The organism is Nonomuraea sp. NPDC050202, from assembly GCF_040656115.1.
Lineage (GTDB): Bacteria > Actinomycetota > Actinomycetes > Streptosporangiales > Streptosporangiaceae > Nonomuraea.
Genome location: NZ_JBFALF010000033.1, coordinates 24,319 through 39,928, shown reverse-complemented (window position 1 = coordinate 39,928; position 15,610 = coordinate 24,319). Strand labels below are relative to the sequence as shown.

Sequence of the window (15,610 nt, the reverse complement as noted above, 5' to 3'; positions counted from 1 at the left end):
GGGGCAAACGTCCGGGACGGCGGGTTCAGCCCTTGAGGTTGTCGGCCAGCAGGTCCAGCAGGGGCTCGCGGCGTACGCACCGCTCCAGCAGGAACGAGTCGGCCAGCACGAACAGCTCGTCGTCGCCGAGCCCGCGGAACAGCCCGGCGTACTCGGGAAGCAGCGCCTGCGCCAGCAGGATGTGCCTGATCAGGTCGTCGGTCTGGTAGCGCGCGCCCCAGGGGTAGGGGTGCCACTCGGGGAACTCCGTCTCGACCAGCGCGTGCAGCGGGGCCAGCGCCTCGGCCGACTCCTCCATCGTCGAGCCCCAGCGGTCCACGCCGAGCCGCCGCTTCTTGGCGATGAAGCCGCCGAACCGCTCCAGGTACGGCTCCGAGACGTGGACCAGCCCCTGCAACCCCACGTCCTTGTACGTCCAGAGCGACCAGCCCGCGTCCTGCTCGTCGTAGATCGCGAGCTGGTCGCGCAGGATCTGGTAACGCTGCCGGTCCACGGCCGGGTCCCCGGTGTAGACGGGCCCGAACTCGCCCACCCACAGCGGCGTGCCCGTCTCGCGCTGGAAGCGGGAGCGTTTGGCGAAGGTGCGCTCCAGCTCGGCCCGGTCGCACCACTCGCCGCGGGTGTACCCCGGGTAGGGGCCGCCGTGGGCGAACCCGGCCAGCGCGTAATCGTGCATGACGAAGACGGTGTTCTCGTACACCTCACGAAATATCGAGAAATCGGTGGAGTAGGTGTTGCCGTCCAGGAACAGGACGTGCCGCGGGTCGGCGGCCCTGATCGCCTTGACCAGCCGGTCGTAGAACGGGCCGATCACCTTGCCCGACACGTCGCCGGGCTCGTTGACCGGGTTGTAGCCGGCCACCCAGGGATGGTCGCGGTAGTGGTCGGCGATGACCTCCCACAGGTGTACCGCCCGGTCCTGGAAGTGCCGGTGCTGCCAGAACGCGGCCACGTGGGTGGGGTTGTCGGAGTGCCAGTGCTGGTTCTGGGCGCCGGGCAGCGCGTGCAGGTCGATCACGCTGTAGACGCCGTGCTCGCCCAGCAGGTCGATCACCCGGTCCAGGTGGCGGAAGCCGCGCTGGTCGATCTCCATCGGGCGCTCGTCGGACTCCCAGTGGCGGTAGTTGACCGGGATGCGCACGCAGTTCATGCCCAGCCCGGCCAGCAGCGCGGCGTCCTGCTCGGTGAAGAACGAGGTCAGCAGCCGGTCGAAGAACAGCTCGGCCCGCTCGTCGCCGAGCACGGAGCGCACCGCGTACCGCATGGAGCTCTCGTTGGCCGGGAAGCCGGTGATGAAGTTCTCCATGTTCATCCAGCCCCCGAGACCCACCCCCCGTAGCCGTACCGGCGCGTCGTCGTCCGTCACGAGACGGGTTCCGGACACGTGCAGCATGGAGTCACCCCTTCGTCGCACCCGCGGTGAGCCCACCGACCAGGTGACGTTCCGCTATGGCGTAGAACCCGAGCGCGGGCACCATGGCCAGGATGAGGTAGGCCAGGATGCGGGCGGTGTCGGAGGCGTACTGGCCCTGGAACTGCTGGATGCCCAGCGGCAGCGTCCAGCTCGTCTCCTCGCTGAACACCACCAGCGGGAGCATGAAGTTGTTCCAGCTCCCCACGATGGCCAGCACCGAGACGGTGGCGATGGCGGGCCTGGCCATCGGCAGCAGGATCCGCCAGAAGAAGCCGAACGGCGAGCACCCGTCGATCGTGGCCGCCTCCTCGATCTCGCCCGGGATGCTGCGGAAGAAGCCGCGCAGGATGATGATCGTCAGCGGCAGCCCGAAGGCGGCCTGCGTGAGGATCACCCCGAGCGGGTTGTCCAGCAGCCCGAACGTGCGCAGCAGCACGAAGATGGGCAGGATCGCCACCGCGAACGGGAACATCAGCCCCGCGGTGAACAGCGTGAAGTACAGCTCCCTGCCGCGGAAGGCGAAGCGGGCGAAGACGAACGCCGCCAGCGCCGACAGCGCGACCGTCACCACGGTCGTGGTGACGGCGATGAACGTGCTGTTCCACATCTGCCGCCAGAACGACCCGGAGCCCAGCACGTCGGTGTAGTTCGCGGTGATCCACTCGCCGGGCAGGCCGAACGGGTTCTCGGACAGCTCGCTGTTGTCCTTGAAGCCGCCGAGCAGCGCGTAGAAGACCGGGATGACCATGAACACGCCGACGATGATCGCGATCACGTGCAGGGGCAGCGTGTTGCGCCGCCGCTTGAGCGGCTTCTTGTGGCTCATGGCCGTCCCCCTTGGGAGGTCATCGCGCCCTCCAGGTCGCGGCGCATCACGAGCCGCTGGTAGACGAGGGCGAAGACGAGACTGAGCGCGAACATCACGACGCTGATCGCGCTGGCGTAGCCGACCTGGGAGCGCTTGAAACCCCAGTCCATCATGGTGACGGCCATCGTCTCCGAGGCGTGCGAGGGTCCGCCGCCGGTGAGGATCCAGACCAGGTCGAACAGCTGGATGGTGTAGATGACGGACAGGAAGATGCTGATCCGGATCGTCGGGCCGAGCAGCGGCAGCGTGACGTGCCTGAACGTCTTCCAGCCCGTCGCGCCGTCGATCTGGGCGGCCTCGATGAGCTCGTTCGGGATGTTCTGCCGTCCCGCCAGATAGATCATCATGTGGAAGCCGAAGTACTTCCAGGTCATGACCAGGAAGAGCGACGGCATCACGGTGTCGGGGTTCGCCAGCCACTCCGACTCCCAGCCGAACACCGACAGGACCTGGTTCGCCATGCCCGAGTCAGGAGAGAGGATCAGCGAGAACAGCACGCCCGTGATGACCTCGGACAACACGTACGGCGCGAAGAACAGCACGCGGTAGAGCGCCCGCCCGCGCATGCGCTGGTTCAGCAGCATGGCGATGGCCAGCGAGAACGGCAGCTGCACGCAGGTCGACAGCAGGACCAGCACCAGCAGGTGCCACAGGTCCTGGGCGAAGATCTCGCTGCTGAACAGCCGGGTGAAGTTGTCCAGGCCGATGAAGTTGGTGGGCAGGCCGCCGAAGCCGTTCCATCGGAACACGCTCGCGTACAGGGCCACCAGCATCGGGGCCACGACCAGCATGAAGAAGAGCACCAGCGCGGGCAGCAGGAACAGGGTGATCGTCACCCAGCGGCCACGGCGCCGGGCGGCAGGCGCGGGGGCCGGAAGCTTGAGAGCCTCCGGCCCTTTCGTGAGCGTCGTCATCCGGCTTCGCTCTTGGCCACTTCGGTGATGTCCGCGCCGACCTCTTCAGGCGTCTTCGTACCGGCGATCAGCTCGGCCACGCTGTCGTTGACCTGCTGGCCGACGGCCGGCGGGTAGGCCTGGTCCAGGTAGAGCTGGTAGCCGCTGGCACCGGCCAGCAGCGTCGCCACCTGCTTGAGGTTCGGGTCCTTGACCGCGCTCTCCTCGCCCTTGAGCACCGGCAGCACGCCGCCGGACTCCACGGCCTTGGAGTGGTTGCCCATCTCGGTCATGAACTTGACGAAGTCCACGGCCTCCTTGGGCGCGTCCGCGCCGACGGTCAGCCCGCCGCCACCGCCGAACGCGTCGCCGATCGAGCCCTTGCCGCCCTCGACCGCCGGGAACGGGAAGAAGCCGAGGTCCTCGCCGAGGCCCTTGCCCGAGTCCTGCTGCACGCTCGGCGCCCACTGGCCCATCAGCTCCATGGCCGCCTTGCCGTTGCTCACGGTGGCGGACTGGCCGTCGGGGGTGGAGTACGCGGCGCCCAGGAAGCCCTTCTGGAACGGCTGCAGGTCCGCCAGCGCCTTCACCTGCTGGCCGGCGGCCACGAAGTCGGGCTTGGTGAAGTCGTGGTCGACGGCCGCCTGCTTGAGCGCGTCCAGACCGGCGATGCGCAGGGCGAGGTAGGCCCAGTAGTAGTGGCCGGGCCACTTCTCCTTGCCCGCCAGGGCGATCGGGGTGACGCCCGCGGCCTTCAGCTTCTTGACGTCCTCCAGGAACGCCGACCAGGTGGCGGGCGGCTCCGTGATGCCTGCCTTTTCGAAAAGTTTCTTGTTGTACCAGAAACCCACCAGCCCGATGTCGGTCGGCAAGCCGTACGTCTTGCCGTCCAGCTGGTACGCGCTGAGCGCCGCGGGCGTGAAGGTCGGCAGCACGTCGGCGACGTCGGCGGAGATGTCCTTGACCAGGCCGGCGTCGATCTGCTGCTTGAGCACGCCGCCGCCCCACGAGGCGAAGACGTCGGGCGCGTTGCCCGATTGCGTGATCGTGGTCAGCTTGGCCTTGTACGCCTCGTTCTCCAGGACCGTGGCCTTGATCGTGACGTGCGGGTTCTTGGCCTCGAACTCCTTGGCGCGCTGCGCCCAGAGCGACTTGAGCGGCTCGGCGGTCGAGAGGTGCCACCACTCCAGCGTCACCTTTGCGGGCGCGCCGCCCGTGCCCTGCTGAGGCGCTGCCTCCCCGCCACCGCCGCCGCAGCCGGCCAGGAGTACCGCGGCGGCGACCAACACGAGAGTGCGTTTCATAGGGGTCCCTTCCTCAGCGAATAGTCGAAAGTTTCGTGAACCCCCCGATAGTTTCTTTGGCGTGATCGTAGGTAAACGCCATGTAAAGCGTCAACACCTCGGCCGGGAGCGATCCCAAACCGAAACTTTCGGATACACTCCCGATTTGTGTCAGCGAAGAGGCGGGTGACGATCGCACTGATCGCGGAGGAGGCCGGGGTCTCCATACCGACGGTCTCGAAGGTCATCAACGGGCGTCCGGAGGTCGCTCCGGCGACCCGCCACAGGGTCGAACGGCTGCTGCAGGAGCATGGCTACCAGCGGCGCATCAGCCAGGACGACACCCCGGCCGGCCTGGTGGACCTGGTCTTCGCGGAGATCGAGTCGCCCTGGGCCATGGAGATCGTCCGAGGGGCGGAGAGCGCGGCTCACGAGGCCGGCGCCAGCGTCGTCATCTCGGTCCTGCACACGCACGCGGGCCCCGGCCGCGACTGGCTGGAACGCCTGGCGGCCCGGCGCACGGACGGCGTGGTGATAGTCGCCTCGCGGCTCTCGACCGGCATCCAGGCCCAGCTCAGCGCGCGCTCCCTGCCGTTCGCGGTGGTGGACCCCGAGGGCGAGCCCGCACCGGGCGTGATCTCGGTCGGCGCCACCAACTGGAACGGCGGCCTGGCGGCCACCCGGCACCTGCTGGAGCTCGGGCACCGCCGCATCGGCATGATCAGCGGCCCCGCCGACATGCTGTGCAGCCAGGCGCGCATAGACGGCTACCGGGCGGCCCTGGAAACGGCCGGCCTCCCGGTCGTCCCCGAGCTGATCAGGCGCGGCACGTTCCTCGTGGAGTCGGGCCACGACCAGGGCCACGCCCTCCTCTCCCTCCCCGAGCCCCCCACGGCGATCTTCGCGGGGAGCGACCTGATGGCGTTCGGCGTCTTCGAGGCGGCCAGGCAACGCGGCCTGCGCGTACCCGAGGACCTGAGCGTGGTCGGCTTCGACGACCTGCCGCTGGCCAAGTCGGCCTGGCCCCCGCTGACCACCGTCCGCCAGCCGTTGCAGGAGATGGCGGCGCTGGCCACGCGAACGGTGCTGGCGATGGGCCATGGAGAGGTACCGGAGACGAAGCGGGTGGAACTGGCCACGGAACTCATCGTCAGGGACAGCACGGCCCGCTACGAGTAGGTTGCCCAGCCGCGCCCACCCGTTGCCCGTTCATGGGGTGGGCCGTTGTGACCCCACACCGAAAAGGGCTTCGGAAGGGGCGCTTCGCGTGGCAAGGACAGGGGGAACCGCAATGGACCAGGACGAACGGCTCCAGCACAGCTCATCATTCGGCGCAGTGGCCGCCGCATACGCCGAGCACCGCCCGGACTACGCACACGCCGCCGTGCACTGGGCGCTTGCCCCCGCACCCGGCCCGCGAGTGCTCGACCTCGGCGCCGGAACCGGCAAGCTGACCGCCACGCTGGTCGAGCTGGGCGCCGACGTCACCGCGGTCGAGCCCGACCCGGCGATGCTGGCCGAGCTGCGCCGCGAGCTGCCGGCTGTGCGCGCCCTGCCGGGTAGTGCCGAGGCGATCCCCCTGCCGGACGCGTCCGTCGACGCCGTGCTGGCCGGCAACGCCATGCACTGGTTCGACATGGCCGTCGCGGGCCCCGAGATCGCCAGGGTCCTCGCCCCCGGCGGCATCCTCGCCGGCCTGTGGAACCTGCTCGACGACAGCGTCGGCTGGGTGGCCGGGCTCGCGCGGGTCAGCGGGAGCGCGGCTGTCGGCCCGCGCGACACGCCCGCCGCCTGGCGCGCCGAGACGGCCGGCATGCACCTGCCCAGGACGGGCGTGGCCGCCCGGTTCGGCTCTCCGGAGCAGGCGGAGTTCCCGCACGGGCAGCTCCGCACCGCCGACTCCCTCGTCGCGACGCTCGCCACGCGGGCGGGGATGCTGGTCATGCCCGACCAGGAACGAGCGGCCGCGCTCGGCCGGATCCGCGCCTTCCTCGCGAGCCGGCCCGAGACCGCCGGCGGCGAGTTCACCCTTCCCATGCTGACGGGCGTGCTCCGGGTCCGGCGGCTGTGAACCTGCCGGCCGCCCGTACCTCTTCCGGGCCGCGCCGGGCGAGGCCACTGCCTAGTGGCCGATCTTGTCCAGTTCGGCGAGGTCCTCATCGGAGAGCGAGAGCCCCGCGCCGGCGACGTTCTCGCGCAGGTGCGCCACCGACGACGTGCCGGGGATGAGCAGGATGTTCGGCGACCGGTGCAGCAGCCAGGCCAGGGCGACGGACATCGGCGTCGCGTCCAACCGGGCGGCCACCGTCGAGAGCGCCGAGGACTGGAGCGGGCTGAAGCCGCCGAGCGGGAAGAAGGGCACGTAGGCGATCCCCTGCTCGGCGAGCTGGTCGACCAGTTCGTCGTCGTGCCGGTGGGCGAGGTTGTACATGTTCTGCACGCACACGATCGACGCGATCGACTGCGCCTCGGCGACCTGCTCCGCCGTCGCGTTGCTCACTCCGAGGTGCCGGATCAGACCCTGCCGCTGGAGCTCGGCGAGGGTCTCGAACGGCTCGGCGAGCGAACCGGGCCGCGGCCCCTGGGCGTCGCCGAGCCGGAGATTGACCAGGTCGAGCACCTCGAGGCCGAGGGCTTCCAGGTTCTCGTGCACGGAACGGCGAACGTCTTCCGGCCGCCGGGCCGGGGGCCAGCCGCCCTGCTGGTCACGGGTCGCGCCGACCTTGGTCACGATGTGCAGCGATTCCGGGTACGGGTGCAGCGCTTCCCGGATGAGCAGGTTGGTGACGCGCGGTCCGTAGGCGTCGCTGGTGTCGATATGGGTGATTCCGAGGCCGGTGACCTCGCGGAGGACGGCGAGTGCGCTGTCGCGGTCGGCCGGCGGCCCCATCACCCCGGGGCCGGCGAGCTGCATGGCACCGTAGCCGAACCGGGTGACGGTCAGGTCGCCCAGGGCCCAGGTGCCGCCGGGAAGCGAAGCGGGATACGTGCTCATACCTCTGCCTTTACGTGTTGAGCTGGGTGGTGCCTGTCGGTTCGTTGCTCCAGTATGGAGAGGTAACTTCCTGACAGGAAGCAGGCACTTCGAAGTGCGTAACACACCGGCGGGTTGGAGGAGCGGTCGATGGCGACGACGACGGCGGCCCAGAAGAGGGCCCAGGACAAGGCGGCATATGACGCCTTCATGGCGGCATGTCCAAGCCGCAAGCTGCTCGACCGGATCTCCAACAAATGGGTCACCCTGATCCTGGCCGCGCTCGGCAGCGACGGCTCGCCTCAGCAGGGCGCGGGCTGCGTGGGTGAGCCCCGGTCGATGCGTTACTCCGAGCTGTCCCGCTTGCTGGCCGGCGTCAGCCAGAAGATGCTCACGCAGACGCTGCGCTCCCTGGAACGTGACGGTCTCATCACGCGCACCGTGACGCCGACCGTGCCCGTCACGGTCTCGTACGAGCTGACCGACCTCGGTCTCTCCCTGCACCACATGATGCGCGGCCTCAAGGGCTGGGCCGAGACGCACATGGACGATGTGCTCGCCAACCGCGAGACGTACGATTCCCGCGTCGCCTGAACAAGTCAGTGGAAGGAGGACTTGCGCGAGTCCACACCGGTCCGGCCGGCGATGCAGCGGTAGAACCGCACCCCGTCCTCGAACTGGGACTGCGACGGCGGCATCACGTTCGCCTCCCACTGCTCGGCGGCGAAGTTCCGCGCCGTGCCGGTCCTGGTGGCCAGCAGGACCGTGCGGCTGCAGACCTTCTTCACGGCCGGGTGCCTGGCGAGGTCCTGCTGCACGTACGTCTCGGCGTCCTTCGGGATGGGCGCGACCGCGAACGTCTCCCACGAGTGGGACTCCTCGCAGCCCAGCCGCCTGGCCTTCGTGTCGCCCACGATGATGACCAGGCCGCCCCAGCACTCCGCCTCCCGCACGCACGCCGCACCGGCCCCCTTGACCTTCGCGGCGGGGCAGTTCTCGGTGTACGTGTCCAGGCCCGCGAACACGCTGGGCGCCTTCGCCGGAGTCGTGGCGGCGGTGCTCGGCGCGGCGGCGGTCTCCTGCTCGCCCTTGGCGGGCGGCTGGATGACCTGGGTGTAGACGAACACGCCCGCACCGGCCACGATCACCAGCGACAGGGCGGCGATGATCGCCACCAGGACCTTGTTGATGCCGTGCGGCGCCGCCGGAGGCCTGGTGACCGGCTCGTGCGGCGGGTTGGTGGTCTGCGGGGGTACCGGGGCGAAGGGCGCGGAGTGGCGTCCCGGTGGCGGGGCGGGGGTCGAGTGGTGGGCCAGCGCCGGGGGCGGTGTCGGGGCGAGCGCGTGGCGGCCTGAGGGGGTGGACGGCGGGAGCGGGACGGCGGCCAGCTCGTCGCGGAGGGTCGCCGCGCTGGGGGTGCGCTGCCAGGGGTCGCTGGCCAGGGCGCGGCGCAGGACGGCCGTCAGCTCCGGGGGCACGCCGGGGATGTCCGGGACGGGCAGGCGGTGCAGGGCGAGGATCATCGCCAGGTTGGGGACGCCGCTCTCCGGGAACCGGGGCGGGCGGCCGGACAGCAGCGCGTAGACGGTGGCGGCGAGCGCGTACACGTCGCCCACGGGTGACGGCTCGGCCAGCTCGAACGCCTCGGGCGGGGCGTAGGAGGGGGTGAGCGACTCGCGGGTGACCGAGGCGTCGGGGCCGGACGCGGGCATGGTGGCCAGGCCGAAGTCCGACAGCGCCACCTGGCCGTACCGGTTGAGCAGGATGTTGGCCGGTTTCACGTCGCGGTGCAGCACGCCTTGCGCGTGTGCGGCGGCGAGCGCGTCGGCGATGCGGACGCCGACGTCCCTGGCGTCGGCGGGGGAGAGCGTCCGCCCGGCCAGCGAGCCGCCGGGGCAGAGCTCCAGCACCATGTACGGCCGCCCGTCCGGCAGCAGCCCCGCGTCGTAGACGGGCACCACGTGCGGATGGCCGGACAGCGCGCCGGCCGCCGTCACCTCGCGCAGGAAGCGGCGCCTGTCGCGTTCGGACAGCAGCACCCGGTTGTCGACCTTGAGCGCCACCTCACGGCCGACGGCCGATTGCAGGGCGAGGTAGACCACCCCGAAGCCGCCCTGGCCGAGTACGCCCTTGATCTCGTAGCCCGGGACCGATAATTCCGACACGCGCGGAAGCGTACACGTGTGTGGTCAGGGGGCAGGCAGGAGTTCGGGCTGCCGGACGCCCGCCGCCGTCCCGCAGATGGACTATTGGCGTAGCTGGGGGATGAGCCGGTCGGCCAGTTCCTCCAGCGCGGCCACGGTCTCGCGGACCCGCTGCGGGTCGTCCGTGCCCAGCGCCGTGGCGAGCGCGTCGTCGATGGGGGTGTCGCGTACCCGCGTCACCCGCTCCGACACCTCGGGCGCCTCCCGGATGATCGTGCGGCGGCGGTCCCTCGGGTCGGTCTCCGCGATCACGGCGCCCACGGTGCGCAACCGCCCGATGGCCGCGGACACGGCGCTCTGCGGCAGCCCCGTACGGGCGGCGATCTCGCCCACCGTCGTCTCCGGATGGGCGCGCAGGTCGCTCACGACGATCAGGACGGTGCGGGCGCTCGTGGACTGGTCGCCCATCCCCTCGGACGGCATCGCCTCCTCGCCGATCTTCATCAGCGCCCGGCCCAGCAGGAACAGTTCGACCCCATTCACGCTACGCAACATACCCGCAGGGCTCGATAGGGTCGGGTGGCGTGACGACGGAGTTGGAGCGCCTTGCCGCGCGGCTGCGCGAGTTCGCGCGGGTCAGGGAGTGGGAGCAGTTCCACACCCCGAAGAACCTGGCGATGGCGCTGGCGGGCGAGGTCGGGGAGCTGGTGGCGGAGTTCCAGTGGCTCACGGCGGAGCAGTCGCGCGACCCCGATCCCGAGACGCTCGCCAGGATGCGTACCGAGCTGGGCGACGTCACCCTCTACCTCGTCCGGCTGGCCGACGTCCTGGGCGTTGACCTGCTGGAGGCGGCGCGGGCCAAGCTCGACGACAACGACCGCCGCTACGACGCCGACCTCTACCGCGGCTCCGCCAGGAAGGCCCCGCCGTCCTGACGCTCACCGCGGCGTGATCCGGAGCGCCCGGGGACCTGCCGCGAGGAAGAGCAGCGTGCGCGTCTCCGCTGGACCGCACCGGCTCGCTTCTCCTCATCCGCCGTCCTGCCGTTTGTCGGACGCTTCTCGTAGGGTGACGTGCATGCGATTTGGGGTGCTTGGGCCGTTGGCCGTCTGGACGGACGCCGGGGAGACCGTCACCATTCCCGGTCTCAAGGTCCGGGCGCTCCTCGTGGACCTGCTCGTCCACGAGGGTCATCCGGTGTCGGTCGACCGGCTGGTCGACGACCTGTGGGGTGCGGAGCCGCCGGCCAACCCGGCGGGCGCGCTCCAGGTGCGCGTCTCGCAGCTGCGCAAGGCGTTCGAGGACGCCGAGCCCGGCGGCAAGAACCTCGTCGTCTCCCGCGCCCCCGGCTACCTGCTGCGCGCCGACGAGGGCGCCGTGGACGCCGTGCGCTTCGCCGACCTGCTGGCCAGGGCCGAGGCCACCGACAGCCCCAGGACCAAGGCCGGGCTGCTGGCCGACGCGCTGGCGCTGTGGCGGGGGCCCGCGTACGCCGACTTCGCCGACGAGGAGTACACCAGGTCGGCCGTCCACCGCCTGGAGGAGCAGCGGCTGTCGGCGCTGGAGCAGCACGCCGAGGCGCGGCTGGAGCTGGGCGAGCACGGGCTGCTCGTGGGCGAGCTGGGCGACCTGGTCGACCGGCACCCGCTCAGGGAGCGGCTGCGCGCCGTCCACATGCGGGCCCTGTACCGCGCGGGGCGGCAGAGCGAGGCGCTGGCCAGCTTCGGCGAGCTGCGCGAGCGGCTGGCCGACGAGCTCGGCCTCGACCCGGGGCCCGAGCTGGTCGCGCTGCACCAGGCGATCCTCGGGCAGGATCCGGCGCTGAGCGTGCCCGCCGACCGTCCCGTGACGAACCTGCCCGCCTCCGTCAGCAAGCTGATCGGCCGCGACGAGGCGCTGACCGAGGTGTGCGGGCTGGTCGAGGAGGAGCGCCTGGTCACGCTCACCGGCAGCGGCGGCGTCGGCAAGACCCGGCTGGCGCTGGAGGCCGCCAACCGCCTGCTCGACACGTTCGCGGACGGCGCCTGGCTGGTCGCGCTCGACCAGGGCCCCCGCTCGCCGGCGGAGGCCGTCATGGCGGCCCTGGACATCAGGGAGGAGGCCGGCGTCCCCGTCGCTCCGGGCGGCGGCAGGCCCGACGCCGCCGGTGTCGACGCCGCCCTGGCGGCGCGGCTGGCGTCCGTGCTCAGGCCCCGGCGGATGCTGCTCGTGCTGGACAACTGCGAGCACGTCGTCGAGCAGGTCGCCGAGCTGGCCGAGGTGCTGCTGCGCAGCTGCCCCGACCTGCGCATCCTGGCGACGAGCCGGGAGCCGCTGGCCGTCGCGGGCGAGGTGTTGTGGAGCGTGCCGCCGCTCGACGTGCCCGCCGGCGCCGACCTGGCCGTCATGGCCCGCTCCGACGCCGTGCGGCTCTTCGTGACCAGGGCCGCCGCCTCGGCCCGCGGGTTCCGGCTGGAGGCCGGCAACGCGCAGGCCGTCGCGCAGCTCTGCAGGCGGCTCGACGGCATCCCGCTGGCGCTGGAGCTGGCCGCGACGAGGGTGCGCGCGCTCGGCGTGCAGGGCGTGGTGGCCCGGCTGGACGACAGGTTCCGGCTGCTGGCCTCGGGGCAGCGGGGAGCGCCGGCCCGCCAGCAGACGCTCACCGCGGTGATCGACTGGAGCTGGGACCTGCTGCCGGAGGAGGAGCGCGTCGTCCTGCGCCGCCTGGCCGTGCACGTCGACGGCTGCACGCTGGAGGCCGCCGAATCCGTCTGCGCCGACGGGGAACCCGCCGCCGCGCCGGACGTGCTGGACCTGCTGGCCAGGCTCGTGGACCGGTCCCTGGTGGTGGTCGTGGACGCTCCCACCGGCGTCCGGTACCGCCTGCTGGAGTCGGTGTCGGAGTACTGCAGGGCCAGGATGTCCGACGCGGGCGAGCTCGACGCCGTGCACCACGCGCACCTGCGCCACTACCTGGACCTCGCCGTACGGGCGGAACCCGCCCTGTACGGGCCGGAGCAGCGAGACTGGTTGCTGCGCCTGGACGCGGAGGCCGCCAACATGCGGGCGGCCCTCGACACGGCGGCGGCCCGCGGCGACGCGCACAGCGCGGCCCGGCTGGTGAACGCGCTGGCCTGGTACTGGTTCCTGCGCGGCAGGCTGGCCGAGGGCAGGCGGGCCATGGCGCAGGCGCTGGCCGTTCCGAAGCAGGACGACGACCCGGCGCGGGACAGGGCGGCGGCCTGGGAGGCCGGGTTCGCCCTCTGCCTCGGCGAGCAGCCCGGCTGGCGGCCCGTCCTCGACGCGGTCGAGGACCCGGGGGAGCGCGCCAGGGCCAGGCTCTTCGTCGGGCTGCACGTCGACGACATGCCGGCCGGGCAGGAGCAGACGGAGCTGGCGCTGGCCACGTTCAGGGAGATCGGCGACCGGTGGGGCATCGCCGCCGCGCTCACCAGGCAGGCCATGGACGCCTTCACGGTGCGCGACCAGGAGGCGATCGAGCGGATCGCGGGCGAGAGCGCCCGCCTGTTCACCGAGCTGGGGGACCGGTGGGGGCTGCTGCGCGCCACCGAGTGGCTGGCCTCGCTGGCCGAGATGCGGCGCGACGCCGAGCAGGCGAACCGGCTGTTCGGCGAGGGGCTGCGGATGGCCGAGGAGCTGGGGCTGTGGCCCGAGGTCGCCACGCACACGGCCTGGCTGGGCTGGGTGGCGCTGGAGAGCGCCCAGTACGAGCGCGCCATCGAGCTGTGCGGGAACGCGCTGAAGCAGGCGAACGCCCAGGGGTACAGCAAGGGCCAGACCATGGCCGAGATGGGCCTGGCCTACGCCGCGCGCAGGGCAGGCCGGCTCGACCTGGCGGAGCGGCACCTGCACCACCTGCTCGAAGGGCTGTCCCGCGACCCCGACGGCGAGCCCGCGCTGCACCTGCCCGACACCCTCATCGAGCTGGGCTGGCTCACCGAGCTGCGCGGCGACCTGGCCGGGGCCATGGCGCTGCACGCGGAGGCCCTGGCGTTCGCCTGGAAGATCGGCGACCCCAGGACGACGATCGGCGCCGTGGAGGGCGCGGCCGCCGCCGCGGGGCCCGCCGAGAAGTCGGCCCTGCTGCTGGGCGTGGCGGCGGCCGCCAGGGAGGGGTACCAGCTTCCGCCGAACGCGGCCGAGCTGGAGGACATCGAGCGGGTCACCGTGCGGACACGGGAGGCGCTCGGCGAGGAGGCGTTCGCGGCCGCGTTCGCGCAGGGCGGCACCTACAAGCTGGACGACGCCCAGGACCTGCTCTGATCGTTCACGTGGGCGGCCAGGCGGTCGAAGAACTCGATCCAGCCCGCCTTGGCCCCCTCGGCGTGCTCCTGGTCGGTGTTGACCCCGTACTGGTGGAACCGCATCTCGGTCCTGCCGCCGGCGTCGGTCAGCGTGACCGTCACGATTGACGCCGGCCCGTCACCCGGGTCGTCGGGGTCGCCGGTGGTGAACACCAGCCGCTCCGGCGCCGCCACCTCCCGGTACGTCCCGTCCAGCGTCACCTCGAACCCCTCCTCGCCCACCAGCGTGGCCCGCCAGACCCCGCCCGGCCAGGCGTCGAGCGTGATCCGGCCCACCGGCGTGGCCAGCGTCTCCGGCCCGAACCAGCGGGAGAACCGCTCGGGGTCGGTCCACGCCGCCCACACCAGCTCGCGGGGCGCGTCGAAGAGTCGGGTGAGCTCGTACTCGGCGGTCTGGGTCATCGTGCTGCCCTCCTTGGTGTTCATGACTCCACGGTGACCGGCCGGGCTTACGATCCCCTTCTCGCGGCCTTTAGGCGGTGGCAGTCTGGGACTCATGAGGATCATTCGCGCCGCCAAGGTGCTCACCGGGCGTCCAGGAGAAGTGATCGCGGACGGCGAGGTCCTCATCGACGGGGCGAAGATCGTCTCCGTGGGGCCACGCGGCAGCGCGGGGGCGGCGGAGGAGGTGCTCGACCTGCCCGGCCACACGGTGCTGCCCGGGATGGTGGACGCGCACGTGCACCTGGGGTTCGACGACAAGGTCGATCCGGTGACCAGGCGCAGCCCGGAGAGCGACCACCACCTGCTGCTGCGGATGGCCGAGAACGCCCGCAAGCTCGTCTCCGCCGGCGTCACCACCGCCCGCGACCTGGGCGGGCGCGGCTTCCTCGACGTGGTGCTGCGCGACGCCATCGAGGAGGGGCTGGCCGTCGGCCCGCACCTCGTGGTCGCCACCCGCCCGATCACGATCACCGGCGGCCACTGCTGGTACATGGGCGGCGAGGCCGACGACGAGCCCGCCATCCGCCGCGTGGCCAGGGAGAACCTGCGTGCGGGCGCCGACTGCCTCAAGGTGATGGCCTCCGGCGGCCTGATGACGCCGAGCGCGCCGCCGAGCTGGGTGCCGCAGTACAACACGGAGCAGCTCCGCGTGGTCGTCCACGAGGCCGCCACGCGCGGCAGGCGCGTCGCGGCGCACGCCCACGCGCACGCCTCCATCCGGAGCTGCGTCGAGGCCGGCGTCGCCACCATCGAGCACTGCACGTTCTTCACGCCGTCGGGCCACCAGTACGACCCCAGGCTCGCCGACTTCGTCGCGGCCAGCGGCACGTACGTGTGCCCGACCGTCCACGGGGTGCACGAGCGGATCGCCGAGGTGCACGGGCAGGCGATGGTCGACGCCTGGCTGGCCGGCGTCGCCGCGATGCGGGACGCGGGCATGCGGCTGATCGCGGGCACCGACGCGGGGTTCGCGGTGGGCGGCATCGCGAACCGTACGGATGGGTACGTCGGAGGTCTGGAGACGTTCGCGTCGGTGGGCTACGGCAACGCGGAGGTCATCGAGCTGGCCACCGTGCTGGCCGCCGACGCCTGCGGGGTGGGTGAGATCGCCGGCAGCCTGGACCCCGGCAAGCGGGCCGACCTCGTCGCGGTCGCGGGTGACCCGCTCGAACGCATCTCCGACCTGCGCAACGTCGCGCTCGTACTGGTGTCCGGCCGCTCGGTCGGGCAGGCGGGCGTGGACACGGTGACCTCGTCCGTGGGCTGAACGTCTCTGGAGGGAGATC

General features: G+C 71.6%; 14 protein-coding genes. 6 read left to right on the top strand and 8 right to left on the bottom strand.

The window, feature by feature from the left end; all coding sequences use genetic code 11:
- Nucleotides 1-25: 25 nt before the first annotated feature.
- Genes AB0I79_RS48410 through AB0I79_RS48395 form a run of 4 tightly spaced genes read right to left on the bottom strand, consistent with a single transcriptional unit; the run spans nucleotide 26 to nucleotide 4,479 of the window.
- Nucleotides 26-1,393, bottom strand: a complete 1,368-nt coding sequence (locus AB0I79_RS48410) for a cellulase family glycosylhydrolase (RefSeq protein WP_357888886.1) — start codon at nucleotides 1,391-1,393, stop codon at nucleotides 26-28.
- Between the two features lie 4 nt (nucleotides 1,394-1,397).
- On the bottom strand, nucleotides 1,398-2,240 hold the full coding sequence (locus AB0I79_RS48405; protein WP_357888883.1) for a carbohydrate ABC transporter permease: 843 nt from the start codon (nucleotides 2,238-2,240) through the stop codon (nucleotides 1,398-1,400).
- Nucleotides 2,237-3,196, bottom strand: coding sequence for a sugar ABC transporter permease (locus AB0I79_RS48400; protein WP_357888880.1), 960 nt, complete (start codon nucleotides 3,194-3,196; stop codon nucleotides 2,237-2,239). The genes AB0I79_RS48405 and AB0I79_RS48400 overlap by 4 nt, the downstream gene beginning before the upstream one ends.
- On the bottom strand, nucleotides 3,193-4,479 hold the full coding sequence (locus tag AB0I79_RS48395) for an extracellular solute-binding protein (RefSeq protein WP_357888878.1): 1,287 nt from the start codon (nucleotides 4,477-4,479) through the stop codon (nucleotides 3,193-3,195). The genes AB0I79_RS48400 and AB0I79_RS48395 overlap by 4 nt, the downstream gene beginning before the upstream one ends.
- Nucleotides 4,480-4,626: 147 nt before the next feature.
- Between AB0I79_RS48395 and AB0I79_RS48390 the strand changes: the two genes are divergently transcribed.
- The gene (locus AB0I79_RS48390; protein ID WP_185109745.1) at nucleotides 4,627-5,637 is read left to right on the top strand and encodes a LacI family DNA-binding transcriptional regulator; all 1,011 of its coding nucleotides are present in this window, start codon (nucleotides 4,627-4,629) and stop codon (nucleotides 5,635-5,637) included.
- Nucleotides 5,638-5,794: 157 nt separating this feature from the next.
- Nucleotides 5,795-6,529 (top strand): class I SAM-dependent methyltransferase, encoded by a 735-nt coding sequence (locus AB0I79_RS48385; protein ID WP_357888875.1) that lies wholly within the window; start codon nucleotides 5,795-5,797, stop codon nucleotides 6,527-6,529.
- 51 nt (nucleotides 6,530-6,580) lie between these two features.
- Here the strand turns inward: AB0I79_RS48385 and AB0I79_RS48380 are convergent, their stop codons facing one another.
- Nucleotides 6,581-7,453, bottom strand: coding sequence for an aldo/keto reductase family oxidoreductase (locus tag AB0I79_RS48380; protein ID WP_357888872.1), 873 nt, complete (start codon nucleotides 7,451-7,453; stop codon nucleotides 6,581-6,583).
- A 129-nt stretch (nucleotides 7,454-7,582) separates the two neighbouring features.
- Between AB0I79_RS48380 and AB0I79_RS48375 the strand changes: the two genes are divergently transcribed.
- Entirely contained in the window at nucleotides 7,583-8,026 is a 444-nt protein-coding gene (locus AB0I79_RS48375; RefSeq protein ID WP_357888869.1) for a helix-turn-helix domain-containing protein, read from the top strand.
- Nucleotides 8,027-8,031: 5 nt separating this feature from the next.
- On the opposite strand, the gene AB0I79_RS48370 is transcribed toward AB0I79_RS48375, so the two are convergent.
- Nucleotides 8,032-9,597 (bottom strand): protein kinase, encoded by a 1,566-nt coding sequence (locus AB0I79_RS48370; RefSeq protein WP_357888866.1) that lies wholly within the window; start codon nucleotides 9,595-9,597, stop codon nucleotides 8,032-8,034.
- Nucleotides 9,598-9,678: 81 nt separating this feature from the next.
- Nucleotides 9,679-10,119, bottom strand: a complete 441-nt coding sequence (locus AB0I79_RS48365) for a MarR family transcriptional regulator (RefSeq protein ID WP_357888863.1) — start codon at nucleotides 10,117-10,119, stop codon at nucleotides 9,679-9,681.
- 41 nt (nucleotides 10,120-10,160) lie between these two features.
- Here AB0I79_RS48365 and AB0I79_RS48360 point away from each other — a divergent pair, with 41 nt between their 5' ends.
- Together AB0I79_RS48360 and AB0I79_RS48355 are read left to right on the top strand one after the other, a co-directional pair.
- On the top strand, nucleotides 10,161-10,511 hold the full coding sequence (locus AB0I79_RS48360; protein WP_357888860.1) for a nucleotide pyrophosphohydrolase: 351 nt from the start codon (nucleotides 10,161-10,163) through the stop codon (nucleotides 10,509-10,511).
- A gap of 142 nt (nucleotides 10,512-10,653) precedes the next feature.
- Entirely contained in the window at nucleotides 10,654-13,839 is a 3,186-nt protein-coding gene (locus AB0I79_RS48355; RefSeq protein WP_357888857.1) for a BTAD domain-containing putative transcriptional regulator, read from the top strand.
- On the opposite strand, the gene AB0I79_RS48350 is transcribed toward AB0I79_RS48355, so the two are convergent.
- A complete protein-coding gene (locus AB0I79_RS48350) occupies nucleotides 13,806-14,306 on the bottom strand; it encodes an SRPBCC domain-containing protein (RefSeq protein WP_357888854.1) in 501 nt (166 codons plus the stop codon). The genes AB0I79_RS48355 and AB0I79_RS48350 overlap by 34 nt on opposite strands.
- A 70-nt stretch (nucleotides 14,307-14,376) precedes the next feature.
- Here AB0I79_RS48350 and AB0I79_RS48345 point away from each other — a divergent pair, with 70 nt between their 5' ends.
- Nucleotides 14,377-15,591 (top strand): amidohydrolase family protein, encoded by a 1,215-nt coding sequence (locus AB0I79_RS48345; protein ID WP_357888851.1) that lies wholly within the window; start codon nucleotides 14,377-14,379, stop codon nucleotides 15,589-15,591.
- Nucleotides 15,592-15,610: the final 19 nt, after the last annotated feature.